At 36.0% G+C, this 24,544-nt stretch carries 26 protein-coding genes, 2 tRNA genes and 2 pseudogenes; 11 read left to right on the top strand and 19 right to left on the bottom strand.

Features of this window, described 5'->3' with window-relative positions; translation table 11 throughout:
• Position 1: 1 nt before the first annotated feature.
• From ilvC to hypB, 12 genes are all read right to left on the bottom strand, one after another.
• Positions 2–1,024 carry a ketol-acid reductoisomerase gene (ilvC, locus tag CINF_RS01640; RefSeq protein ID WP_178697078.1) on the bottom strand — a complete coding sequence of 341 codons (1,023 nt, stop codon included), beginning with the start codon at positions 1,022–1,024 and terminating at the stop codon, positions 2–4.
• Between the two features lie 133 nt (positions 1,025–1,157).
• Complete coding sequence (locus CINF_RS01635) at positions 1,158–4,295, bottom strand: cytochrome c biogenesis protein (RefSeq protein ID WP_179975504.1); 3,138 nt, start codon at positions 4,293–4,295, stop codon at positions 1,158–1,160.
• A gap of 166 nt (positions 4,296–4,461) precedes the next feature.
• Positions 4,462–5,580, bottom strand: a complete 1,119-nt coding sequence (gene pglJ, locus CINF_RS01630; RefSeq protein ID WP_179975503.1) for an N-acetylgalactosamine-N,N'-diacetylbacillosaminyl-diphospho-undecaprenol 4-alpha-N-acetylgalactosaminyltransferase — start codon at positions 5,578–5,580, stop codon at positions 4,462–4,464.
• A gap of 2 nt (positions 5,581–5,582) precedes the next feature.
• Entirely contained in the window at positions 5,583–6,602 is a 1,020-nt protein-coding gene (locus CINF_RS01625; RefSeq protein ID WP_179975502.1) for a glycosyltransferase, read from the bottom strand.
• A 242-nt stretch (positions 6,603–6,844) separates the two neighbouring features.
• Positions 6,845–7,063 (bottom strand): hypothetical protein, encoded by a 219-nt coding sequence (locus tag CINF_RS01620; RefSeq protein WP_179975501.1) that lies wholly within the window; start codon positions 7,061–7,063, stop codon positions 6,845–6,847.
• A 93-nt stretch (positions 7,064–7,156) separates the two neighbouring features.
• A complete protein-coding gene (locus CINF_RS01615) occupies positions 7,157–8,671 on the bottom strand; it encodes an MATE family efflux transporter (protein ID WP_179975500.1) in 1,515 nt (504 codons plus the stop codon).
• A gap of 1 nt (position 8,672) precedes the next feature.
• Positions 8,673–10,043 carry a UDP-glucose dehydrogenase family protein gene (locus tag CINF_RS01610; protein ID WP_179975917.1) on the bottom strand — a complete coding sequence of 457 codons (1,371 nt, stop codon included), beginning with the start codon at positions 10,041–10,043 and terminating at the stop codon, positions 8,673–8,675.
• Positions 10,040–11,032, bottom strand: coding sequence for a UDP-glucose 4-epimerase GalE (gene galE, locus CINF_RS01605; protein ID WP_179975499.1), 993 nt, complete (start codon positions 11,030–11,032; stop codon positions 10,040–10,042). The genes CINF_RS01610 and galE overlap by 4 nt, the downstream gene beginning before the upstream one ends.
• Positions 11,033–11,041: 9 nt before the next feature.
• On the bottom strand, positions 11,042–12,136 hold the full coding sequence (gene hypD, locus CINF_RS01600; protein ID WP_179975498.1) for a hydrogenase formation protein HypD: 1,095 nt from the start codon (positions 12,134–12,136) through the stop codon (positions 11,042–11,044).
• Positions 12,137–12,203: 67 nt separating this feature from the next.
• The gene (locus tag CINF_RS01595; protein ID WP_205195803.1) at positions 12,204–12,398 is read right to left on the bottom strand and encodes a DNA cytosine methyltransferase; all 195 of its coding nucleotides are present in this window, start codon (positions 12,396–12,398) and stop codon (positions 12,204–12,206) included.
• Positions 12,388–12,678, bottom strand: a complete 291-nt coding sequence (locus tag CINF_RS01590; RefSeq protein ID WP_179975497.1) for a HypC/HybG/HupF family hydrogenase formation chaperone — start codon at positions 12,676–12,678, stop codon at positions 12,388–12,390. Before CINF_RS01590 ends, CINF_RS01595 begins: the two co-directional genes overlap by 11 nt.
• Positions 12,679–13,398 (bottom strand): hydrogenase nickel incorporation protein HypB, encoded by a 720-nt coding sequence (gene hypB / locus CINF_RS01585; protein WP_179975496.1) that lies wholly within the window; start codon positions 13,396–13,398, stop codon positions 12,679–12,681.
• Positions 13,399–13,572: 174 nt separating this feature from the next.
• Between hypB and CINF_RS01580 the strand changes: the two genes are divergently transcribed.
• The 3 genes from CINF_RS01580 to CINF_RS01570 all read left to right on the top strand — a co-directional run bounded on the left by CINF_RS01580 (position 13,573) and on the right by CINF_RS01570 (position 16,356).
• Positions 13,573–15,093, top strand: coding sequence for a succinate CoA transferase (locus tag CINF_RS01580; protein ID WP_178697069.1), 1,521 nt, complete (start codon positions 13,573–13,575; stop codon positions 15,091–15,093).
• An 85-nt stretch (positions 15,094–15,178) separates the two neighbouring features.
• Positions 15,179–15,742 carry a YajG family lipoprotein gene (locus CINF_RS01575; RefSeq protein WP_178697068.1) on the top strand — a complete coding sequence of 188 codons (564 nt, stop codon included), beginning with the start codon at positions 15,179–15,181 and terminating at the stop codon, positions 15,740–15,742.
• Complete coding sequence (locus CINF_RS01570) at positions 15,742–16,356, top strand: ComF family protein (protein WP_179975495.1); 615 nt, start codon at positions 15,742–15,744, stop codon at positions 16,354–16,356. Before CINF_RS01575 ends, CINF_RS01570 begins: the two co-directional genes overlap by 1 nt.
• Before the next feature lie 2 nt (positions 16,357–16,358).
• Here the strand turns inward: CINF_RS01570 and CINF_RS01565 are convergent, their stop codons facing one another.
• Positions 16,359–16,832: a hypothetical protein gene (locus CINF_RS01565; protein WP_179975494.1), complete on the bottom strand. Its 474-nt coding sequence runs from the start codon at positions 16,830–16,832 to the stop codon at positions 16,359–16,361.
• A 253-nt stretch (positions 16,833–17,085) separates the two neighbouring features.
• Here CINF_RS01565 and CINF_RS01560 point away from each other — a divergent pair.
• Positions 17,086–17,160, top strand: a tRNA-Glu gene (locus CINF_RS01560).
• Positions 17,161–17,284: 124 nt separating this feature from the next.
• Here the strand turns inward: CINF_RS01560 and CINF_RS01555 are convergent.
• The 3 genes from CINF_RS01555 to CINF_RS01545 form a co-directional block, all read right to left on the bottom strand.
• A tRNA-Ser gene (locus CINF_RS01555) sits at positions 17,285–17,372 on the bottom strand.
• 445 nt (positions 17,373–17,817) lie between these two features.
• Positions 17,818–18,189: a type II toxin-antitoxin system PemK/MazF family toxin gene (locus tag CINF_RS01550; RefSeq protein WP_179975493.1), complete on the bottom strand. Its 372-nt coding sequence runs from the start codon at positions 18,187–18,189 to the stop codon at positions 17,818–17,820.
• Positions 18,179–18,433: a hypothetical protein gene (locus CINF_RS01545; protein WP_179975492.1), complete on the bottom strand. Its 255-nt coding sequence runs from the start codon at positions 18,431–18,433 to the stop codon at positions 18,179–18,181. Before CINF_RS01545 ends, CINF_RS01550 begins: the two co-directional genes overlap by 11 nt.
• A 212-nt stretch (positions 18,434–18,645) precedes the next feature.
• On the opposite strand from CINF_RS01545, the gene CINF_RS01540 reads away from it, so the two are divergent.
• From CINF_RS01540 to CINF_RS01530, 3 genes are all read left to right on the top strand, one after another.
• A complete protein-coding gene (locus CINF_RS01540) occupies positions 18,646–19,938 on the top strand; it encodes a dihydroorotase (RefSeq protein ID WP_179975491.1) in 1,293 nt (430 codons plus the stop codon).
• Positions 19,939–20,020: 82 nt separating this feature from the next.
• Positions 20,021–20,326: a hypothetical protein gene (locus CINF_RS01535; RefSeq protein ID WP_179975490.1), complete on the top strand. Its 306-nt coding sequence runs from the start codon at positions 20,021–20,023 to the stop codon at positions 20,324–20,326.
• On the top strand, positions 20,326–20,619 hold the full coding sequence (locus tag CINF_RS01530) for a type II toxin-antitoxin system RelE family toxin (RefSeq protein ID WP_179975489.1): 294 nt from the start codon (positions 20,326–20,328) through the stop codon (positions 20,617–20,619). The genes CINF_RS01535 and CINF_RS01530 overlap by 1 nt, the downstream gene beginning before the upstream one ends.
• Positions 20,620–20,907: 288 nt before the next feature.
• Here CINF_RS01530 and CINF_RS01525 read toward each other — a convergent pair whose 3' ends face one another.
• Entirely contained in the window at positions 20,908–21,903 is a 996-nt protein-coding gene (locus CINF_RS01525) for a cation diffusion facilitator family transporter (protein WP_179975488.1), read from the bottom strand.
• 210 nt (positions 21,904–22,113) lie between these two features.
• Between CINF_RS01525 and CINF_RS01520 the strand changes: the two genes are divergently transcribed.
• The 4 genes and pseudogenes from CINF_RS01520 to CINF_RS01505 form a co-directional block, all read left to right on the top strand.
• A complete protein-coding gene (locus tag CINF_RS01520; RefSeq protein ID WP_179975487.1) occupies positions 22,114–22,779 on the top strand; it encodes a sulfite exporter TauE/SafE family protein in 666 nt (221 codons plus the stop codon).
• Positions 22,780–22,930: 151 nt separating this feature from the next.
• A pseudogene (locus CINF_RS01515) lies at positions 22,931–23,146 on the top strand (type II toxin-antitoxin system HicB family antitoxin); the annotation flags it as partial.
• Positions 23,147–23,316: 170 nt separating this feature from the next.
• On the top strand, positions 23,317–23,547 hold the full coding sequence (locus CINF_RS01510) for a type II toxin-antitoxin system HicA family toxin (protein WP_179975485.1): 231 nt from the start codon (positions 23,317–23,319) through the stop codon (positions 23,545–23,547).
• Positions 23,544–23,759, top strand: a pseudogene (locus CINF_RS01505) (type II toxin-antitoxin system HicB family antitoxin); the annotation flags it as partial. The gene CINF_RS01510 and the pseudogene CINF_RS01505, both read left to right, overlap by 4 nt.
• Before the next feature lie 160 nt (positions 23,760–23,919).
• On the opposite strand, the gene CINF_RS01500 reads toward CINF_RS01505, so the two are convergent.
• Both CINF_RS01500 and CINF_RS01495 read right to left on the bottom strand, forming a co-directional pair.
• On the bottom strand, positions 23,920–24,213 hold the full coding sequence (locus CINF_RS01500) for a hypothetical protein (RefSeq protein WP_179975484.1): 294 nt from the start codon (positions 24,211–24,213) through the stop codon (positions 23,920–23,922).
• Positions 24,213–24,488: a hypothetical protein gene (locus CINF_RS01495; RefSeq protein WP_179975483.1), complete on the bottom strand. Its 276-nt coding sequence runs from the start codon at positions 24,486–24,488 to the stop codon at positions 24,213–24,215. Before CINF_RS01495 ends, CINF_RS01500 begins: the two co-directional genes overlap by 1 nt.
• Positions 24,489–24,544: the final 56 nt, after the last annotated feature.

Raw genomic sequence — 24,544 nt, 5'->3', positions numbered from 1 at the left:
CTTAGTTTTTATCTTTATCGATAATTTTGCCTTTTGCAATCCACGGCATCATCGCACGAAGTTTTTGGCCGGTTTTGCTTAGCAAGGAATTAGCTGTGATATTGCGCTGTGCGTTCATTTGCACATAGCCAGCCTTGCGCTCTAAGATAAAATTTTTAGCAAAAGTGCCATCTTGAATTTCTTTTAAAATTTGCTTCATTGCAGCTTTTGAGCTTTCATTTACTACGCGATTGCCACTTACATAATCCCCAAACTCAGCCGTATTTGAAATAGAATATCTCATATCAGCCATACCGCCTTGAAAGATTAAATCCACAATCAGCTTCATCTCGTGCTGGCATTCAAAATACGCCATTTCAGGCTCATAGCCAGCTTCTACTAGCGTTTCAAAACCAGCATTTATAAGCGCGCAAAGCCCACCACAAAGCACAGCTTGCTCGCCAAATAAATCAGTTTCGGTTTCTGCTTTAAATGTGGTTTCAATTATCCCGCTTCTGCCTCCGCCTATCGCGCTTGCATAACTTAGGGCTATGTCTTTTGCCTTGCCACTTGCATCTTGGGCGATGGCGATTAGATCAGGTATGCCTCCGCCATTTACAAACTCGCTTCTTACAGTATGCCCTGGTGCTTTTGGAGCTATCATAATACAATCAATGCCTTTTGGTGGCACGATTTGCCCAAAATGTATATTAAAACCATGCCCAAAAGCAATAGCCTTGCCCTCTTGTAAATTTGGCTCAATTTCAGCCTTAAAAATATCAGCTTGTAATTCATCTGGGGTCAAAATCATTATAACATCAGCGTATTTTGTCGCCTCGCTAACCTCCATTACCTTAAAGCCCTTAGCCTCAGCCTTGCCCCAGCTTGTGCCACCTTTTCTTAAACCAACTACTACCTCAACGCCACTATCGCGTAAATTCTCAGCGTGCGCATGACCTTGTGAGCCAAAACCTATCATCGCAACTTTTTTAGATTTTATGATGCCAAGATCGCAGTCTTTGTCGTAATAAACAGTGATCGCCATTGTTTTCCTTTTTTTGAAATTTGCGCGCAATTATAGCGCGCATACATTTAAAAATGCTAAAACTTTTAAATTTTAAACTCCAAATTTTAAAATTTAGCCCTAATTTAAAGAGCTAAATTTTATTTAAGTAAAATTATAATTTTTTTGAATAAACTTTACCGCGCAAAGCTAGCAAGGCAAGAGCTATCATAGCAATTACGCTAATATAAACAAAGGTTGGAATTTGAACCACATCACCAGCTGCATAGCTATGAAGCCCGCTAAGATAAAAATTTACCCCAAAATATGTAAAAATAATGCTCCAATAAGCAAACATTGACGCAACAGCAAAAGCGTATTGTGAGTTTAGCGCCTTTATAAAACGCATATGCAACACAGCCGCATAAACCAAAATGCTAATTAAAGCCCAAGTTTCTTTACTATCCCAGCCCCAATAACGCCCCCAGCTTTCATTAGCCCAAACACCGCCTAAAAAATTACCAACTGTGAGCAAGCCAAGCCCTAAAATCATCGCCATTTCATTTATGCGCGTAGCTTCTAAGATATTTTGACTAAATTGAATATTTTCTTTATAGCGATTTTGTAAGCTAAAAAGTAAAAGAGTAAAAATCCCAAGCAAGCTACAAAGCCCTAAAAATCCATAGCTTGCTGTGATTACGCTTACATGGATTGTCAGCCAATACGAGCGTAAAACTGGCATTAAATTTGTAATTTGTGGATCAATCCAGCTAAGATGAGCCACAAAAAGCACACACCCAGCCAAAATAGTACTAAGTGCTAATGAAATAGCAGAACGCCTAGAAAACAAAATCCCAGAAAGCGCAAGCGCCCACGCTATATAAACCAAACTCTCATAAGCATCGCTCCACGGCGCATGCCCGCTAATATACCACCTAAGCACAAGCCCTGCTGTATGTAAGATAAAGGCTAAAATATTTATGCCATAAACTATTTTAAAAATAATATTTAAACGCCATTTGCTTGCCAAGCGAATAAACACCACCGCTAATAACGCTAGCCCAGCTAACAAATAAACGCCAGTAAGCTTAGAAAAAATTTGCAATTCATTAAAAAGTAGCTCAGCTTTTATGTGTGCTTGATTTGGCATAATATTTGCGCCGTATTTTACTTGATAGGCTTTTAAATTTTCTAAGGCTTGGTTTGCTTCTTGCCAGTTGTTATCGCTAATTGCTTGTGTGGCCTTGCTAAAATAATCTTGTAATAAGATTAAAATTTGTTTTTGTTCATCGCCACTTAGCGTGCTAAGAGCTGATGTGGGCGAATGCCAGGTGTTGCTTGGGTCGTTTTGTGCTGGAATTATGCGTAAAAACTCCCCAGCAAAAATCATATACAAAATATTTATTTTTTCATCAATTTTAATAATTTCTTTATCTAGCCGTGTGCGCGCACTTAGTGGCTTGCGATTAGCCTCTTGGCTTAGTGCTAAAAGCTTATAATCGCTGCCTTTATTGCTAAGGCTAAAAAAGTCATTAAAGCTAGCGTAATTTTGGGATTGTGGGATATTTAATAAACGCTTTATCTCATCATCGCTTATTTTAATTATAGGCGTAGCGCGCCATTTACTAGGCAATAAAGTCATCGATAAAATCGCTTCATTTGCGTTCATGCCATCAATGCTAGTGCTTCTGTATAATTTATTTAAAAGCTCATAGCTTAAAGTATCAAAAGGCTTCATACGCCCATCAAAGCTTTGGATTATTAAAGTGCTAGCGATTTTAGCGTGCTGGCTGTTTATTGCTACATCGCTAGCTTTTAGGGTATTTGGCGAAAATATGGCCACAATAAGAGCAAAAAGCGCAAGGATTTTAGGCGCGCTTTTTGGGGATTTTGAAATTTCATTTTTATTTTGCTTAGGGTTTTGGTTTTGCTCTCTTATGCTTTTTGATAATTTAGAAAAACGCGAATGCGGATTTAAGATATTAAAGAAAAAGCCAATCCCTAAAAGCGCGTAGCCAAGATATGTCGGCCATTTGCCAGGATCGCGATTAACTGATAAAATAGTGCCTTGTTCATCTTGATCATAGCTACTTTGAAAAAATCTATATCCACCATGATCTAAAACATGGTTCATATAAATGTGGTAATCATAATCTCCGGTTTTTTCATCTTGGATTTTGACAAAAGAGCTATAACTCATAGGCGAGTTTGACCCAGCATAGCGTAAAAGCTCGAATTTATCAAGCTTTATGCTAAATGGTAATTCTATTTTTATAGGATTTAAAGAAAGTTCAAAATTTACCCCATCAATGCTTGCCATACTTGGCATAGAATTTTCAAAAATCGCTACTTGCTTGCTTTTATCATTAAAGCTAAGCGTGCTAAGAAAAGCATTTTGCCCCATTTGGCCGTGGCTAGCACTAACTAGCTCTTGCTTTGCGCCCTTTAACATTTTAGAAAAAGCAAAATTTAAACTCTCATCAGCGTGCCTTAGCGTAAATAGCCTGGTGTCGTTAAGCTCGTGCTTTGCGTTGTTTTCTAATGTGCCATTTGACATATCAGCCATTTTCATATAGCTTAAATTTTGATCGCTACTAAGATAAAATTTGCCATTTTCTAAGCTGATGTTTATGTAATTTTGTTTTTTACTTTGGTTTTGGTCTTTATCAAAGCTAAACTCTATGCCACCAAGATCGATTTTATCGCCACTGCTAAGGGCTATTTTGCGCGCGTTTTTATCGTTTGAAAACATAATTTCAAGCAAAGGCATAGCATTTGTTGCATTATTTTCTTGCCATTCATAAATGGCATTTGGGACAAATTTTTCATATTTTAAGCTAGCTTTTTTGCCATTTACATCTAAATCTATTTTAAAATCATTACCGCTAAGCTTGGAAACATAAATAGGCCTTGCTTTTAAATAGCTCATACCATCGCTAATAGCGCGCAATTGCACAAAGCTTTGTGCCGTGCCAAACTCACTAACGCTAGCACCATTTCTTATATGCATCAAGCCCTCTACGCCCAAATACCGCGTAATCCCAGCGCCAACTAAAATAAACAAAAAACCAAAATGAAAAGCACAGATAGGAAGTTTTTTAAGAGTAAAAAATCTATATTCTTTAAGATTGTAAATTAAGTTTAGCCCTAAAATTAACTGAATTACTCCAAACCACGCCGTCCCATACACCATAGCCCAAGCCGTTGGCGTATCATAAGCACTTTCAATAAAAGTCGCCGCCCCGCAAGCCACAGCAAAAACCAAAAACCAAAAAGCCGCCCCGGCCATTGATAAAAAGGCGTTTATTATCATTATTGCCCCTTTTTGAGTTTCAAAAATCAAGCATTATAACCAAGCTAATTTGAATATTTTACAAATAAATAACTTTTTTAATTCTACTTTTTTTGATGATATTTTGATAAAAGCTTGAATATTTAAAATTTTAAAGCCTGTTAGGATAAATTTTAATTAAGCCTTGTTATAAAAAGGCATTAAGCTCGTCTATTAGCCCTTTTGCTATGTTTTTAGCCTCAAATTCTTGTATGCGGTGGCTTGCTTTGCTTTCATAATTTTTGCGTAAATTTTCATCATTTAAAACCATTTTCATAGCCTTAAATGTGGCTATTTCATCATCAACAGGCACTAAAATGCCAAATTCATTATCCCCTAAAAGCTCTTTTGCTCCGCTTTTATGCTCACTAGAAATTACGCATTTTCTACACGCTAATGCCTCAATCAACACATTTGAAAAGCCCTCAAAACGGCTTACAAACACAAAGATTTCGCATTTTGCCATATAAGCATAAGGATTTTTTCTAAATCCAATCAAAAGCACATCTTTTTGTAAATTAAGCTTATTTATTTGTTCGTTTAAAATATTTTTTAATTCTCCATCGCCGATTATTACTAGCTTTGGGGCGTTTTTATCCTGCCTTTTTAATCTTGCGTAAGCATTGATTAAAAGGGCGTGATTTTTGCCCTCATCAAGCCTGCCAACGCTTAAAATAAAAGGCTCATTTAAGCTTATTTTTTCATTCATTTTTTCTTTAATTAGCGCGTAATTTATGGCATTTGGCAAGATTTTCATTTTATTAGCATCTATTAAAAAATTATCTTTTAAATCATAAAAAGCCCCGCTGCTATTTGTGTAGATAAAATCAGCCATAGGATAAAGTTTTTTTATCAAAATTTTATTTATTTGATTTTTTAGGCCTTTGTTTTGATAAAGCACGCTTGGCGTGGAGCATTCATTTATAATAAGCCTTGCTTTTTGCCCAAAAATTCGCGCCAAACTCGCAATATAACAAGGCCTATTCATCCAAACAAAATGCAAATCTATTTTTAAATCAAAGCATAATTTTTTATATTTAAGTGCTAAAAATGGCAGTTTTAAAAGCTTTAAAATGCCGTTTTCATAAGGGTTAGAGCGTTCTAAATAATGTATTTTTACGCCTTTTGGAATTTCATAAAAAATATTTTCATTCATTAAGATTAAATGCACTTGAAAATTTTGTGCTAAATGCGCTAAAAGATTGCTTACCACGCGCTCAGCCCCACCAGCACCCATTGAGTAAATAAAAAGAGCCATTTTTTTCATTTCTAGCCTTTTTTAATTAAATCAAGCCATTTTTGATAAATGTTTTCTAATTTAAAATTTGCGATATTTTTATAAGCATTTTGGCTTATTTTTTCATCACAATTTATAGCTTTTTGAATGCTTTTTGCTAGCTCATTTGGGCTAAAATCCTTGCTCAAAAAGCCATCAACGCCATCATTTATTAGCTCTTTTGCCCCATTTGTAGGCGTTGCGACCCTAAGGCATTTATAAAAAATGCTTTCAATCAAAACATTAGACAAGCCCTCGCTTTTAGAGCTTGAAACTATGATTTTAGCGCGTTTGTAAAAGTTTTGAATTTCTTTTATGGAGCCAAGAAATTTTACATTTATATTTAAGTTTTTAGCTAGGCTTTCAAGCTCATTTTTTTTGCTCCCATCGCCTAAAATTTCAACTCTAAAATCCTTTAAATCAGCGATTTTTAAAGCATTTAAAAAAATATCACAGCCTTTGATATCTTCTAACCTTCCAACAAAAATAATCAAATTTTCTTTATTAAAAGTTTCTTGCTCGCTAAATTCTTTATAAAAAGCAAAAGGATTATAGATTATGGCCTTATTTTTCACAAAAGTAAAATATTCAAAATCTTGCTTACTTAAAACGCTAAGACCATTGCTAAATGGATAAAAAATCCGCCTTAAAAGCCCTAATTTAAAGCCTATTGCATCATAACTAGAATGCTCGCTAATAAATATTTTTTTGCCTAAAAATACACAAGAAAATAAAACTAAAATATTTGTGGTATCCATAAAAGAGATGATTATATCGTGCTTTGCGCTAATTTTACGGATTTTGAAAATTTTATATAAAATTTTTAAAATTCTATTTTTTGGCGTTTTTAATGAAATTAAATTTATCTTTGGATTTAGCTCATAAAATGGTTTTTCTTGCTCAAAATATACTAAGCTAGTATCATAAAAATCAGCAAAATGCGAGCTAAGCACACTTATGACGCGCTCAGCCCCACCACCACGCAAATTAGAAATCACAAAACAAATTTTCACTTAAAACACCCCTTTTTATCCCAATTTCTAAGAGTTTAAATACTAACGCCAAGAACTTTGCCTACTTTTTACTTTAATTCTAAGAGCAAAAAAGGTGGCAAATTAGCAAGATGGCAGGTAACCTAGCAAAAGAAAGATTAATCTAGCTTATTTGTTTTGTAGTGCTATGTAAAATGCGGTAAAAAAAGAAAAAAAGCTAAATAAGATTACGCAAATAGTTAAAATTTCCATTTAAAGCTCCTCTAATTCTTTAATTGTTTTGTTTGTTTTAATTTGTAAAAAAATAATAAAGATGCTAAGCACAAGAATGGCTGATAAGCTAGTAAATATAATAACCAAGTATTGATTTTATTATTTTGAGTAAAGTTAAACGCAATTAGAGCGATTAAAAAAGTCATCGCATAATTACGCCAAGTTCTAAGCTCATCTAATATTGTTTTTGTTTTGTCTAATTTACTCATCTAATCTCCGTTTCTTTTAAATGCTTTCTAATTATGATATTTGTAAGAATAAATTATATTATACAATAAATTTATTAAATAATATAATAGATTTTAAAGCCTTACATGCCCCTTAATTTTGTTTTTAAATAAAGTTTTTTCATAGCTATTAAATAATAAAAAATACGCCATCAAATAAGCAAAAAGCAAAAATAAAGCACAAAAAAATATCAAGCTTAGCCAAGAGTTGATATTTAAAATTTGCGTCTTTAACAAGGCTAAAATCGTTAAAATTAAGGCAAAAACCCCAAAATTTCTTAAAAACAAATAAACAAAACTAGAAATTTTAACCCCCAAAATAACAGCAGCATTGACAATATCAAAAACGATGATTTTAAGGCTATAAAGCAAGGCTGAGATTATAAACATCTCCATTAAACCAGCATTAAAAAATTTTAACGCCACAAATAACGCAATCGCCGTAATTAAGCTAAGAATTACCATAGCAAGGCTTGAGTTTTTTTGCTTATTTAAAGCTGGGCTTAGATTTATTAGTAATTGCATACAAGCTAGCAAGCTAGCAGGAATTAGGCTAATTAGCGTAAGATTTGAAATAAGCAAAACCTCGCTTTTATTAAAAGGCAGCCAAAGAGTGTAAAAATCCTTACAAAACACCATAAAAACGGCAATAGGTACAGCACAAATAAAACATAAAATTTTAGAACTAAAAGCAAGCTCAGCTAGCAAAGCCTTAATATTATTTTTAGAATAAAGCTCTATAAAACGCGCCATATACGAATGCGCCACCGCCCCAATAAATGAAACAATAAAAATAACCACAGTCTTTAAAACAGCTCCAAGCCCCATAGAAGCAGCATTTAAAAAGATATTACAAAACAGCAACTCCACGCTATTTAAAATACTCTGTGCTAATAAAGTAAGGCTTGAAAATGCGCCAGCTTTACATAAAATTTTAAGTTTATCAAAGCAAAAAAGATTAAATTGAAATTTTATTTTTGTGTTTAGTTTTTTAGCAAGCAATAAAGAACTAAATAAAATCAAAACGCTAGCAAATAGCGCACTTAGCGGAGCATAAGAGATTAAAGGCTTATAAAAATAATATAAAATCAACATAAAAAATGCGCTAATCAAGCTTGAAAAAGCTTGACGAAATGAAAGCAAATACATTTTATTTTTACTAAAAGCGTGGATGCCCAAAATCCCATTATATAAGCCTAAAATCACATTTAAAGCATACAAGCAAAAGCAAATTTTAACATCCAAGACAAGCCAAGGGCTAATGTGAATAAAATTTACTAAATAAATTATAAAAAATACCCCAAACAAAGCTATCAAAAAGCTAAAAAATATATTTGCAATTAGTGCTGATGTATAAAAGCTTGACGCGCTTAAAATATCGTTTTTATGGTAATTACTAGCTATAAAATGCCCAGCCATCGCATTGCTAAGAGCTGTGAGAATATAAGAGTATGAAATAAGCGAGCCTATAAGGATCAAAAATCCATAAGCCTCGCTCCCAATAGAGCCTAAAATAAAAGGCGTTAGAAAAAAATTTATCCCAAATTGTAAGACAAAAAATGCCACAGATGCAAATAAATTTAATGCCATCTTAGGCTCTAACACCGATTTGATAATATTTAAAGCCAAGTTCTTTTAGAGTTTTTGCGTTATATTGATTGCGTCCATCAAAAATCACAGGATTTTTAAGGCGTTTTTTAATCTCCATAAAATCTGGGCTTCTAAACTCGCTCCATTCAGTCAAAAGCACCAAGCAATCACAGCCATCAAGCGTATCATATTTGCTAAGAGCATAATTTAAAGCCAAATCTTTAAAATAAATCTTAGCCTCTTTAAAGCCTTTTGGATCATAAACATTTAAGCTTGCCCCGCACTGGCTTAATTTACGCACGCATATTAAAGAGCTAGCTTGCCTCATATCATCAGTATTTGGCTTAAAAGTAAGCCCCCAAATAGCGATTTTACGGCCTTTTAAAAGATTAGGCGTGAGCTTTTCATCATTTAAGCATTCATCTAAATTAAAATTTAGCCCAAAATAATTTAAAATTTTTTCAACCAAAACCATTTTTTGGCGTTCATTGCGCTTTTGAACTGCTTTTAAAATAAGCGGATCAAAGCCGTGATTTTGCGCGCTAAAAATCAAAGCCTCCACATCTTTTGGAAAGCAACTCCCGCCATAGCCACATCCTGGATAAATAAAACTATACCCTATGCGCGAATCGCTACCTATGCCTTTTCTTACAGCATTTATATCAGCGCCTACAAGCTCGCAAATATTTGCCATTTCATTGATAAAGCTTATTTTAGTAGCAAGCATTGAGTTTGCGGCGTATTTTGTCATTTCAGCTGAGCGCACATCCATTTTAATTAGCCTATCGTGGCTTTTCATAAAGGGCGCATAAAGCTCAGCCATAATCCCAAAAGCATACTCACTACTTGCGCCAATTACCACGCGATCAGGCTTTAAAAAATCCTCTATGGCAGCACCTTCTTTTAAAAACTCAGGATTACTAACCACATCAAACTCCAAATCCAACCCACGCTTAGCTAGCTTGTCTGCTATAATCTGGCTTACTTTATCAGCCGTGCCAACTGGCACTGTGCTTTTATCTACTATAATTAGCCTTTTTGTCATTAGCTGGCCTATGCTTTTAGCCACTTCAAGCACATAGCCTAAATCTGCTTCTCCATTAGCTCCCATAGGCGTGCCAACAGCTATAAAGCAAATATCGCTAAGATCTAGTGCGTTTTTTAAGTTTGTGCTAAATTTTAATGTGCCGTTTTTAAAGCACTGCTGGATTATCTCGCTAAGTCCTGGCTCGTAGATTGGAATTTGTGCGTTATTTAGGGCTTTTATTTTGTTTTCATCTATATCCACGCAAATTACATCATTACCCATTTTAGCTAGGCAAGCACCGCTTACTAAACCAACATACCCGCTACCAATCATCGCAATTTTCATAGCTTTTTCTCCCATTCTAGCGCGCTTTTAATAATCTCATCAAGATTGTCGTATTTTGGGCGCCAGTTTGTTAATTCTTTTAATTTATTTGCATTTGCTATTAGGCTTGCAGGGTCGCCAGCTCGCCTTGGCGCGTTTAAAATTTTAAAGCTTTCTTTGCTTACGCGCTTAGCAGCTTCAATTACTTCGCGCACGCTATATCCCTTACCATAACCTACATTAAAAATTTGGCTTTTTTGCTCTTTTATAAGATAATCCAAGGCCGATAAATGCGCACTTGCTAAATCCTGCGCGTGTATGTAATCTCTAATACAAGTCCCATCTTTTGTATCATAATCATCGCCAAAAATGCTCATATTTTCACGCTTTTTAGTGATACTTTGGCAAACAACTTTTATCAAATGCGTGGCATTTGGGTAATTTTGCCCTATCAAACCATCAAAGCTAGCACCAGCCACATTAAAATAGCGCAAAATCGCGTATTTAAAATTTTCATTTACCATAGCATAATCTTTTAAAATTTGCTCACTCATCATCTTAGAGCGACCATAAGGATTTAGCGGGCAAAGCTCGCTATCCTCGCTAATTAAAGCAGATTTAGGCTCTCCATAAACAGCAGCCGTGGAGCTAAAAATAAAATATTTTACGCCATATTTGCTAGCTAGATTTATAAGCTTTAAGGTGTTTGTCGTGTTATTTGTGTAGTATTTTAACGGCTCTATCATACTTTGGGCTACTTCGATAAAAGCAGCAAAATGCAAAATCGCCTCAAATTGTTTTGATTTAAAAATTTTTTCTAACTCATTTTCATCGCTTAAATCGCACTTAAAAAAGCTAAAATCGCCTAAATTTTTTAAAATTTCAAGCGTTTTTAAAGAACCGCTAGAAAGATTATCCACCACGCAAATATCGTGCTTTTTTTGCTCTAAAAATGCCCTTAACACAAAAGAGCCGATATAGCCAGCCCCGCCTGTAATTAAAATATTCATTTTTTGCCTTTATTTAATCGCGTATTTATAATAAGCCGCACAAGCTCCTTCGCCACTTACCATACAAGAGCCAAGCGGATTTTGTGGAGTGCAAGTTTTAGCAAAAACCTTACAATCATAAGGTTTTGCCAAGCCTTTTAAAATTTGCGCACAAATACACGCTTTATTCTCACCCAAACTCTCCACCCTACAATCAAAGCGTTTTTTAGCGTTTATTTCATCAAACTCGCTCTTTAAATCCATTCCACTTTTAGCAATTACCCCAAGCCCCCTCCAAGTAAAATCGCAAGGCTCAAAATACTCTCTTACAATGCTTTTAGCTAGTTCATTGCCTTTTTGCTTAACCACTCTTTTATATTCATTATAAACCTCATGGCGATTGTGTAGGCTTTGATGGATTAAATTTAAAATGCTATCAAGCACATCAAGCGGCTCAAAACCACAAATTGCAAAAGGCGTCTTAAACTCATTTGCAAGCGCGCTATATTCATCACTGCCTACTATCACGCTTACATGGCTAGGGGCTAAAAACGCCTTGATTTTACAGCTTTTATCGCTCATTATAACTCTAATTACTTGTGGCACCATCACATGATTTATGTGAAAAAATAAATTTTTAATGCCCTTTTCTAAGCTTTTTTTAATTAGCACCGCGCTCATAGGCGTTGTAGTTTCAAAACCTATGGCAAAAAATATCACGCGTTTTGCGGGATTTTCTAAGGCGATTTTAAGAGCATCAAGTGGAGAATAAAGCGCTCTAATATCGCGCCCTTTGGCGCGCAAATCCATTAGGCTTTGATACGAGCCTCTAACTCTCATCATATCAGCAAGCGTGCAAAATATCGTATTTTCATCATCTGCTAGCTTTATAGCCTCATCAATGCGTTCTCGTGGCAGCACGCACACAGGACAGCCAGGGCCGTGGATAAAATTTATCATCTCAGAGCATAACTGCGGCAGGCCAAATTTCATAATACTATGTGTATGCCCGCCACAAATCTCCATTACATTTAGCGGTTTTTCTAGCTTTTTGCTTTCATTTTTAATCAAACTCGCAAGGGCTAAAATTTTATCCTTATCCCTAAAATCGTTTATCAAATCCATTAAAAACCCTCATATGTGTTAAAGGCTAATTTATATAAAGCACTTGAAATATCTTTATCAAGCGCTTTTAACTCATCATATCTCTTTGTCTTTGTAGCTCTAAGGCGATGATTTCTTTGTCTATTGCGAGATTTACAAGCACAGCATTGCCGATTTGCTTGTATTGTTTTGCCATAGAGCCACAAAACTGCCATTCATCTAGGAAAGATTGAATTCTAGCATTTTCGCCACCTGCAAAAAGCTCTATATTGCTAAATTTCATTTTTTTGCATCTCTTCTAGCCCCATATCGCCATCATCACAAGGGATTTTGCCACTTTTCATATCATCTACTATTTGCTGGTATATTTTTAAGCTCTCTAAGGCGCTTTGTGTGTCGATTTTTTCCATCGCAAAGCCCACATGAATTAGCACATAATCGCCCACTTCGACCTTTTGGCTTATTAAATCCAAACTAACACCGCGCTTAATGCCTAAGGTTTCGACTATGGCAAAATTATTTTCATCTATACTTAAAACTTTTGAAGGTATGCTAAGACACATTTAAAGCCCTTTTTGTGCTATTTTTTTAAAATTTTCAAACAAAAAATCCATCCAAGCATTAAAATTTTCTCCATTTTTAGCATCAAGTGCTAAAATTTTAGCCTGCGGATTAAGCCTAGCAAGCTGATCTTTTACCTCATCAATGCTAAAATCAAAATGCTCTAAAAGCGAGTATTTAGTAACTAGCACCAAATCCGCGCGCCTAAACATCACAGGATATTTTGCTACCTTATCGCTACCTTCTGGCACGCTCAAAAGCACGATATTTAAATGTGCGCCCACATCATAGCTAGCCGGACACACCAAATTTCCTACATTTTCTATAAAAACCACATTCAAATCATTTAAAGGCAAATGCTCTAAGCCAAGCCCCACCATAAAAGCATCTAAATGGCAGCTTTGCCCGGTTGTTATTTGATGAGCGCAAGCACCAGCTTTTATTATTCTGTCGGCATCGCGATTAGTTTCTAAATCGCCTTCTACCACGCCGATTTTCAAACTCTTATTTTTACACGCTTTTATCGTGCTTTCTAATAAAGTCGTTTTGCCAGCGCCCGGGCTACTCATTAAATTAAGCGCTAAAATTCCGCGCTCATTAAAACTAGCCCTAAGCGCATTTGCTCGCGTATCATTTTGGCTTAAAATATTTTGTATTACTTCGATGGTTTTATTTTCATTAAGCGCTGGATTTGGCTTATCTTTGCTTTTATAATCGCTCATTTTTATCCTTTTTTGAGCGCGGATTTTAGCTAAAATATTTAAATTTTGGCTAGTTTAAATTTTAAAATTTAACTTAAAATTTGCTGAAAATTTTTAAAAGCTCTTTTTATTTAATAATCATATACAAAAAAAATGATAAAATTTCGCATAATCTAAACACAAAGGAGAACAATTATGGTAGATATCAATAATGCTGAGTTTTTAGCAAGAATTGAAGATAAAAGCCTTCTTAGCAAGGTTTGCGATGCCAAAAAAGCGGCTGAATTTTTTAAAGATGGTGATGCTGTGGGCATTAGCGGTTTTACTCCAAGTGGCTATCCAAAAATCACAATGCACGAACTAGCCCAAAGAATGCTAAAAACTCCATTTAAAATTGATGTTTGGGGCGGAGCAAGCACTGGCTCACAAATCGATGAAGAAATCGTAGAAGCAGGCGGTATGAATATGAGAATTCCATACCAAACCGGCAATGCCATTCGCTCAGCCATCAATAAAGGCGCGGTAAAATTTGCTGATATTCACCTAAGCCATGTAGCCCAGCAAGTCCGCGCAGGATTTTACGCTGGCAAAAACGGCCCAGATGTAGCAGTAATCGAAGCTTGCAAAATCACAAAAGACGGCATTTATCCAACCACAGCCATCGGCAATTCACCTGTTTTTGTGAGCACAGCAAAAAAGGTAATTGTAGAAATAAACATCTCTCAGCCACTAGAACTTGCTGGTATGGCCGATATTTTTGAATTACCAAATGCCCCACACCGCAAACCAATACCGCTTACAAAAGCTAGCGACCGCTTAGGCACGCCTTTTATACCAGTTGATCCTGCTAAAATCGTAGCCATCGTGCCTTGCGATTTGCCTGATGTTACGCGCGAGTTTAGCCCGCTTGATGAAGCCTCTATAAATATGGGTAAAAATTTAGTGGAATTTTTGAAAAACGAGGTGAAATTAGGTCGCTTGCCAGCTAATCTTTTACCTTTGCAATCTGGCGTTGGCAATGTGGCAAATGCCCTAATAAATGGCTTAGTAAATTCTCATTTTAGCGATCTTAGCGTTTATACTGAGGTTATCCAAGATGGTATGTTTGATTTAATAGACGCTGGCAAGGTAAGCGTGGTTTCAGGCTCAAGCCTAAGCCCTAGCCCAACAGGCCTAAAAAGATTTTACGATGGCATAGATAAATACAAAGATAAAATTATCTTGCGCCCACAAGAAATTTCAAATCACCCAGAAATCGCGCGCAGATTAGGACTAATCGCGATGAATACAGCACTTGAAGTTGATATTTATGGCAATGTCAATTCAACTCACGCCTCAGGCGTAAAAATGATGAATGGCATAGGCGGCAGCGGTGATTTTGCGCGTAATGCTAGCTTAACCGTATTTTTTGTAAAAAGCGTGGCAAAAGACGGCGCAATCTCAGCTATCGTGCCATTTGCTAGCCACATAGACCACACAGAACACGACACACAAATTTTCATCTCCGAATACGGCGTGGCCGATGTCCGCGGACTATGCCCAAAAGATCGCGCACTTAAAATAATACAAATTGCCCACCCTGATTATAGAGCGCAGTTAAAAGATTATTTTGAGCGTGCTTGCAAGGCTTGCTCTAATGCGCAAACCCCGCACATTCTAAGCGAAGCTTTTAGTTTTCACGAAGCACTAGCCAAAAACGGCACAATGAAATTTTAAAATTTTAATTAAATTAAGGCGAAATTTCAAAATTTCGCCCAGATGCGGTTATTTAAAAATACATTCGCTTATTTTAAGGATACAAATGAAAAAATTTAGCCTTTTTGCTTTAATATTTGCCTTGTTTTTTGGAGCTTGTTTTAATGGCAGTGGAGTGCTTGAAATGCCTAGGATTTCTTTTAGTGTGCCAATTAGCGATGCCAAGCATTTCATCACTTTAAGCGTTTATGATCTAAGAAGCAAGCCAAATATCATAGGCTCAGTAAAAAATAGCGATCTAAGCGTAAATGCCAAGGTTAGCCCAAGCGAGCCACTAGCATCGTGGCTAAGAGCAGCCTTAGTGCGAAAATTAAGCCAAAATCAAATAAGCGTCAAAGCAAGCAAAGATGAAGCAAGCGCGAATGTAGAAATTAAAATACGCGAATTTTACGCAAATATCGACAGCATCGGCCAAAACAATATGCGCGGGAATTTCGCCCTAGAAATCATTATCAAAAAAGGGCAAAATTCCACCACCACCTTAAAACTCACCCAACCTATGAGCGATTTTGCCTTAATGCCTGCGATGAGTTCTCTTGAACCTTTCATCAAAGAATTATTACTTGATATGCTAGCAAGAAGTGCCAAAGAAATCGCAAATAACCTCTAATGCGATGTTTGCAGTGTGGGGCGTTTAGCTTTAATCTAATATGCAAAAACTGCTCTAAAATCTTAGGCGAAATTAGCCTACAAAGCCGAATGGCAGGCGATTTAAAGGTTTATTATTTTTATCATTACGATGAAATCAAGCCCTTAATTCTAGCCAAACACAAAATGCACGGTAGCGCACTTTATAAACGCCTTGCAATGCTGAGTTTTACGCCATTTGCTAGGCTTTTGTGCTCTAACTTTGAAATTTTAAACGCAGAACTAGCAAATTTTAACCAGGCCACCACGCCAATCATTAACGCCATCGCCCTTGATGATAATGTAAATACCGGCTATTCGCACACAGCTATCCTTGCGCGCGCTTTAAAAACCAAACAAATCCAGCCAATTTTCAACGCCCTAAAAGCGCAAAATAAAGTAAAATATGCGGGAAAAAGCTTGGAGTTTAGGCGCAAAAATCCGCGAAATTTCAAACTCTTAAAGCAAATAAATGCGCCTGTGATTTTAGTCGATGATATCATCACAAGCTCTCTAAGCATGCAAGATGCGCACACTTGCCTAAAAAAAGCCGGCGTCCGCGTGCTTTTTGGGCTAGTTTTGGCTGATGCAAGATAAAATTATATTTTTTTTAGCACGATTTTTACATTTTCCAAAATAAATGTGCTTTTATTTTCGCAAACCTCATAGCGGATATTTTTAAAATTTTGGCTAAATCCACCACAATTATTTTGGCTTTTATTTTTGGCTTGAAAAATAGGCGCAAAGCTGATTATATCATCAATTAACCGCTCATAATACGCACTGCCAAAAAATTTTTTATTAAAATTTAGCCTTTCATAACATATATTATTTATGCAGATTTTTTCTTTAAGATTTAGCTTTAAAATTGGCTGAGCTAGGTTGTAAATTTCTAATGAAATGCCATTTTTACCGATATTAGCAAAGCCTGCATCATTTATGCGTAAAAGCGGAGATTTAATTAAAATTTGTAAGCTTGTTAGGGCGTTATGTTGTGGGGTTTTTGTAGCACAACCCACAAACAAAACACCGCACGCAACAAGCCACAAGCACGAAATAATCTTTAAAAACATTAACTTACCCATTTTTTGGCGCGCCGTGATTTAAGCATTAAAATTTAGCGCACTTTGGTTTAAGCGTTAAAATTTAGCACGCCGTGATTAGCTTAAAATATTTTAGCAAGACGCGAAAATTAAACGCGCTAAAATATTTTAGCACGCTAAAATCAAGCTAAAACGCTTTTTAAAGGCGAAAGTATAAAATTTTTTGGCTTAATTTAGCTTTATTTAAGATTTTTAGCTGTATAATCACACTCTTTTTTGCTCTGGCCCCTTCGTCTAACGGTTAGGACATCGCCCTTTCACGGCGGTAACACGAGTTCGAATCTCGTAGGGGTCACCACTTCAAACATAAAATTTCAAAATCAAGCCAATTTTTCTAGCGTAAAGCATTTTTAGAATTAAGCAAGTTTTATTGAGTTTTGTTAAACCAAATCTAATGAAAAAGGCTCTAAATTTGTAAGATCTGGCGGGTAGAGTGGGATTTGAACCCACGAAGGCTTGCACCTTACACGCGTTCCAGGCGTGCTCCTTCAACCGCTCGGACATCTACCCAAGCCAAAATTGTAGCATAAAGACGGAGTTTTTAGCCCAAATTTTAAAATTTAGTGCTAATTTTTAATAATCCACCGCTTTAATAACCAAACCCGCCCGCAAACACTAACTAGCGCGCCTGATAGCTTTTTGATTATAAACCCGCCCGCCAAAAGCTTAAAATTTTAAAATTTGCCACCAAAAACACCAAAAACCCCACGCCAACTTAAAATTTCAAAATCCAAGCAACCCAACCACTCACCAAAACTAAAATTTTAAAATTTAGCGCCAAATTTTAATAACCCACCGCTTTAATAACCAAACCCGCCCAAAAAAACCCCGTTCTCACTCGCCAAAGTTTAAGCGGGGCATTATACATATTTAACAACTTTAATCATAATTATTTAAAAAAATTATTAAATTATTCTTTAAAATTTTCAACATCTGCTGACACGCTTTCGCAATTTTATTGCATTTTTAATACATAAAATGGATTTAACACCTCTGCAAATGTCTGATGAATTTCAAATATCGTTTGCTCGTCTATCTTGCCAAGCTTGCGTTTGAACCTCTGGCTTGAAAAAGATTTAATTTGAAAACAATTTACCGCCGAAACACTATCAAGCCCTAATTCCTCGTAATTTTCCAGCTTATAAAAAAACGGAATGTCTTTAAATTTATCCTGGTAAGTCGTAATAGGAAGTAAAATTTTTATATCGTAATTTTTGCCACAGTCGCTATTTATAACTACTGCTGGACGGAGCTTTGCTATCTCGCTACCGATTTTTGGCTCAAAATCCACAAGCCAAATTTCGCCTTGTAAGATTTTATTTATCATAGTAGCCTAAATCTCCACTATCAGCTAACTCTAGCTCTTGTGATAAGATAGCGTTGTCATTTTGGGCTATTTCATAACCTTTTTTCCATTTTTCAAGCTTCTTTTGCTTTTTGTAGCTTTTTACGGCTTCATCGATTACTGCCGACATTGATTTAAAAGAATATGTTACTTGTAACTCTTTTAATATTTCTATTATTTCAGTGTCAATCGAAAAGGTAACTTTTTGCTTGCCTGTTAGTGTCATTTATATTCCTTTGATTTATGTATAAAATATACGGCTATTATACCATAATATTTTACAATAACTAATTTAGCTATTGATTATCTAGCTAGATAGATTATGGCTTAAAGTTTTGTCCCAAATTTTGCCTGGAATTTAGCTATTTTATGCTAACATCACGCCTTTAAGCAAGCAAAACTAAAACAAAAACGCAAGCAAAACTCAAAAGGGCAAATATGAAAATTTTAATCCAAAACGGCACCATCATAAATAGCGACAGCACCATCAACGCAGCACTTTTGCTAGATGGCGATATTATAAGCGAAATTATAAGCGACCAAACAAGGCTAAAACAAGCACAAAGCCAAGCCGACCGCGTAATAGACGCTACAAACAAGCTTATTTTTGCTGGCTTGATTGATATGCATGTTCATTTTAGAGATCCCGGCCAAGAGTATAAAGACGATATTTTCACAGGCTCAGCCGCGGCAGTAGCTGGCGGAGTTACCACCGCTGCTTGTATGGCAAACACCAAGCCAGTAAATGACAATCCACTAATTGCCAAATACATAATCCAAAAAGCAAAAGAATGCGCTCTAATTGACTTACTACCAATATCTGCCATCACAAAAGCTAGCGAGGGGGACAAGCTCGTAGATATGGGCAAAATGCTTGAAGCTGGTTGCGTGGCTTTTAGCGATGATGGCTTGCCTGTTTCTAACTCTGAGGTAATGCGCGCCGCGCTCGAATATAGCGCATTTTTTGGCTCTTTTATCATCAATCACAGCCAAGACTGCTCACTGTGTTGTGGTGGCGTGATGAATGAGGGCCAAACAAGTATGAAACTAGGCCTAAAAGGAATGCCACGCGAGCAAGAAGAAATAATGATCGCGCGCGATATACTCTTAGCTAAGCTTACGCGCGGGCATATCCACACAGCCCACATTAGCTCAGCTTATAGCCTAAGATTAGTCCAGCGCGCCAAAAACGATGGTATAAACATCACTTGCGAGGTTACGCCACATCATTTTTGCTTTGATGAGAGCGAGCTAAACGGCTATGATACAAACTACAAAATGAGTCCGCCACTTCGCACAAAAGAAGATGTCCAAGCTATGCGCGATGGCCTAAAAAACGGCATTATCGATGTTATAGCCACAGATCACGCCCCACACAGCCTTGATGAAAAAAACCAAGAATTTGACAAAGCACCTTTTGGGATTTTAGGGCTACAAACCCTTATTCCGCTTACTTTGGGGCTAGTAGATGATGGAGTAATCAGCCTAAATGATATGGCAAGGCTATGTTGCTTAAACCCAGCCAAGCTCTTAGGCCTAAACGACCGCGGGCAGATCAAAGCCGGCAAGCTAGCAGATATAGCCATCATCGACCCGCACATCACCTACACCTACGATGCGCGCCTAAATAAAAGCAAATCCCAAAACTCCCCGCTTTTTAATAAAACGCTAAAAGGCGCGGCGGTTCTTACCATTAAGCGCGGCAAAATCGTTTATGAAATGCCAAATTAAAAACATTTTGCGCGCCATCATTAGCGCGCTAAATTGCCACAAATCAATCTAGGCTAAAATTTTAAAAAATAAAGGATAGAAAATGCAAAGAGCTTTAAACTATGAAAAATACTTTAATATGACAAAAGAGCAATTAAGAGCATCGCTTGCGCGGGCTACACAAAAAGAAAAAAGCAAAATGGCGGAGTTTTTTAATGAAGTTTTGAGCGATGATGAAATTTTAAATGATAAAAGTTTAAATGGCGAAATTTTAGATGATGATGAAAAATCTTACCCACTTGATGAAGTGCCTGTAATACAAAGAGCAGACGCGTTTTTTGCAAGCTTGCCAAAAAAAGAGCAAGAGCGAATAAAAGCAGAAGTAAGAGCGCAAATGGGTTTAAAATAATGCAAGTAGAGCTTAGAAATTCCGCCATAAAAACGCTAGAAAAAATTGAAAAAGAGAATAAAATAGTATGTGCTCAAATCCGCACATTTTTAAGAGAACTAAGCCAAATTAAAAACCCTTTCACTCTGCCAAATGCCAAAAAATTAAACGCTTATAAAGACCGCTGGCGCTGGCGCATAGATAATTACCGCATAATCGGCATTAAAAGCAAAAATGAGCAAAACCAAGATGTTGTAATTATTATTATTGAGATAGACAAAAGAAGTAAAGATTATAAGAATTTAGAAAAATAATTAAAATTTAGAAAAATAATTAAAATTTAGAAAAATAATTAAAATTTACCCGCAAAAATTTGCCCAAATTTTAAAATCGCGCAAAATTTTTTAATTTTATTTTAAATTCTGGGCGCGAATTCTCGCGCCACGCGACAAAATTAAACCACGCGCCAAAAATTCCGCGTTTGCCAAGAATTCGCGCGCCAAAATTCACTAAGAGCTTAAAAGCCCAAAAAAACTAAAAACCAAATTTTAAAATTAGCCCGCCAAAATTCGCGCGCCAAACCCGCGCCCGCCAAACTCCGCCTAATCAACCCTTGCCCATTTTCTCTCATGCGTAAAGCTAATTATAATATTTAGCTCTTTTTCATCTTTTATTTTATTTTCAATCGCCATTTTTATTTCATCGCGCAGAGTGTCTAGCTCGCTTACGCGCAAATCATTTGCCGCTGGTATTAGCAAATCAAGCACCAAAAAATAAAATCTCCCCTGCGAGCCAACGCGCCTTCTATAATCTATAAAGCCGTATTTATCGCATATTGCTTGCATTATATTTTCTACATCATCGCAAAATTCTTGTGGCGCGTATAATAATAATTGAGCCGCGTTTTTGATTAGCACCCAAATAGGCGCAATGATTATCAAGCTTGAAAGCACGCAAAGTAGCGCAGGATCTACCAAATGCGCCCACGATGGATTAAACCACACACTAAGCCCAAAAGCCACCCCAGCGCCCAAATACAATAAAATATCGCTAAACCACTCCAAGCTATCGACCCCAATCAGCCCAGAGCCAAGCCGCCTAGCCCAATATCGCTCATAAAAAAACAAGCCAAGAGCCACGATAAAGCACAGCACATTAAACAAAAACGCATCGCCTTGCTCGGTTTCTCTCCCGCCATTTACCAAAGCCCCAAGCCCGGTAAAAAAGCCATAAACGCAAATCCCTATCAAAACCAAGGCCTTTAATATATTTATCATATTTTCAAGCCCGCCAAAGCCAAATTGAAAATTATCATTGCCTTGCTTATACACTAGGCGCGCCGTTACCGCTGAAAACAGCGTTAGCACAGAGTTTATAAGCGACACCAAAGCATCAAAAATAATAGCCGATGAATGCGTCCGCACACCAAAAATCAAGCCCAAAATCGCCAAAACTATACAAAAAACAAAAGAAATTGTAAGCACTTTTTGCTCGCGTTTTGAGTTTAGCGCGCGCTCTATTTCATCGAAATTTTCATTATTTGCTGGCTGTTTAAAAAGCTCAGCTTGGTTTAGGTCGTTATTAAATAAATTTTTCATCTTAAATCCAAAATTTTAATTTTTTCGCTTTAAAATTTAAAAGCATTAATGGCAAAATTTTAATTTTTATGCTTTAAAATTTAAATATAAATTTTAATTTTTTCTCCAAAAAATTTCAAAAACAATCGGCATTTTAGCAAATTAAGCTTTATTTTATTTTGTGGCAAAATCACCCCAAATTTCGCATATTTTTGCTAAAATTGCGCCCTTATGGATACGGCACTTTTATTAAATGTTATTTTTGTAGCGATTATTTCAAGCTTTTCACATTGCGTTGGAATGTGCGGAGGCTTTGCTCTTATGCTAAGTAGCAATTTAGCCAAAACCCGCCACAAAGCCCTTTTTATCGCACTTTACCACACGGCGCGCATTTTTGCTTACTGCTTGCTTGGGCTTTGTTTTGGGCTTTTTGGCCAAGCTGTTATTTTAAGCCCTAGCGCAAAAGGCTTTGTTTTATTTGTAGCAGGGCTTTTTATGGTGCTTTTTGGCATTGGATTGCTTGTGCGTGGTAAGCTTTTGGCCTTTATAGAAAATGCCCGAGTTTCACGCTTTATTTTAGGCATAGGTGCTAAATTTCGCACGCTTAATGCGCGATTTCAGCCTTTATATATTGCTTTACTTGGTTTTTTAAATGGCTTAATACCTTGTGGGATTGTGTATTATTTTTTAGCCCTGAGTTTTTCTAGTGGCTCAGCCTTTGAAAGCTTGCTAATTATGCTGATTTTTGGGCTTTGCACCCTGCCTGCGCTCGTGCTTTTTAGCTCTTTTGCTAGCGCATTAAATGCTAAGTTTAAAAGCACAGCCAGCATCGCCATAAGCGTATTTATAGCATTTTATGGGCTTTATTTGGCATTTGATGGCTTTATGCTGATTTAAAATTTATTTATTTTGCCAGCGTTAATTTTGCCTGATAGCTACTACCCAGCCCTGATTTTAAATCCAAAATATTATTGACTTTTTAAAAATTATCTTATAACATAACACAAAAAATAAAAAAAGCAATATTATGAGTAAATATGAAAAACTCATTAAAGATTTAGATTATTATATGAATTTACCCTATGAAATCATAGTGCGCAAACTCTCAGCTGATGAAGGTGGCGGATATTTTGCAAGTTATAAGGATTTTCCTTATATTATGGGCGATGGCAAGAGCGAAGCCGAAGCAATCGCAGATGTAAAAAAGGCCTTTGCGTTTGTTGTTGAAGTAGATTTGGCAGAGGGTAAAACTATAAAAGAGCCAAAACAAAAAACCGATAAATTCTTTAAATGTAACTAAAATTTGTTTATGCTGATTTTGCCCGCGTTAATTTGCCCTGATATACTACCCAGCCCTGATTTTAAATCCAAAATATTATTGACTTTTTAAAAATTATCTTATAACATAACACAAAAAATAAAAAAAGCAATATTATGAGTAAATATGAAAAACTTATTAAAGATTTAGAAAATAATCCCAAAAATGTAAAAATAGAAACAATAATAAAATTATTAGAAAGCGCAGGTTACACAACGCATAATAAAGGCTCATCACATTATCAATTTAGAAAGAGCAAAAAAGATTTGATAACAATCCCACGACACAGACCGATAAAAGAAATCTATGTAAAAATAGCACTAAAAGCATTAAAGGATGAAAAATGAAAGATTTAGATTACTATATGAATTTACCCTACGAAATCATAGTGCGCAAACTCTCAGCTGATGAAGGTGGCGGATATTTTGCAAGTTATAAGGATTTTCCTTATATTATGGGCGATGGTGAGAGCAAAGCCGAAGCCATTGCGGATGTAAAAAGCGCATTTCGTGGAGCAGTAGAAGTTATGCTAGAATGTGGCGATACCATAAAAGAGCCAAAACAAAAAACCGATAAATTCTTTAAATGTAGCTAAAATTTATTTATTTTGCCAGCGTTAATTTGCCCTGATATACTACCCAGCCCACATTTTAAAATTCGCCCGCGCTGATTTTGCGCCAATAGCTACTACCAAGCTCAAATTTTAAAATTTTATGCGCTTATTTTTCTAAATTCTTATACACCCTACTTCTTTTGTCTATCTCAATAATAATAATTACAACATCTTGGTGTTGCTCATTTTTACTTTTAATGCCGATTATGCGGTAATTATCTATGCGCCATCGCCAGCGGTCTTTATAAGCGTTTAATTTTTTGGCATTTGGCAGGGTGAAAGGGTTTTTGACTTGGCTTAGGTCGTCTAAAAAAAGGCGTATTTTAATGGCTGTGTGTAAATTCGATTGTTTGATGTTTTCTAGCGTTTTTAAAACCGAATTTTTGATGGCTATTTTCATTATTTCAAGCCCATTTGCGCTTTAACTTCTGCTTTTAGCTTTTCTTGCTCTTGCTTTGGCAACTTAGCAAATTCCATATCTAATTCTTTTATAATCGGTGCTTCATCAAGCATATAAATTTTATCATCATCATTCAAACTTTTATCAACGCCCAAAATATCAATAAAAAACTCCGCCATTTTGCTTTTTTCTTTTTGCGTAGCCCGCGCAAGAGAGGCTCTTAATTGCTCTTTTGTCATATTAAAGTATTTTTCATAGTTTAAAGCTCTTTGCATTTTGTATCCTTTAAAATTTGCGCAAAATTATAGCCAAAATTTTAAAATTTGCTTAA

The organism is Candidatus Campylobacter infans (genome assembly GCF_013416015.1).
Lineage (GTDB): Bacteria > Campylobacterota > Campylobacteria > Campylobacterales > Campylobacteraceae > Campylobacter > Campylobacter infans.
This window is presented reverse-complemented; position numbering and strand designations above follow the sequence as displayed.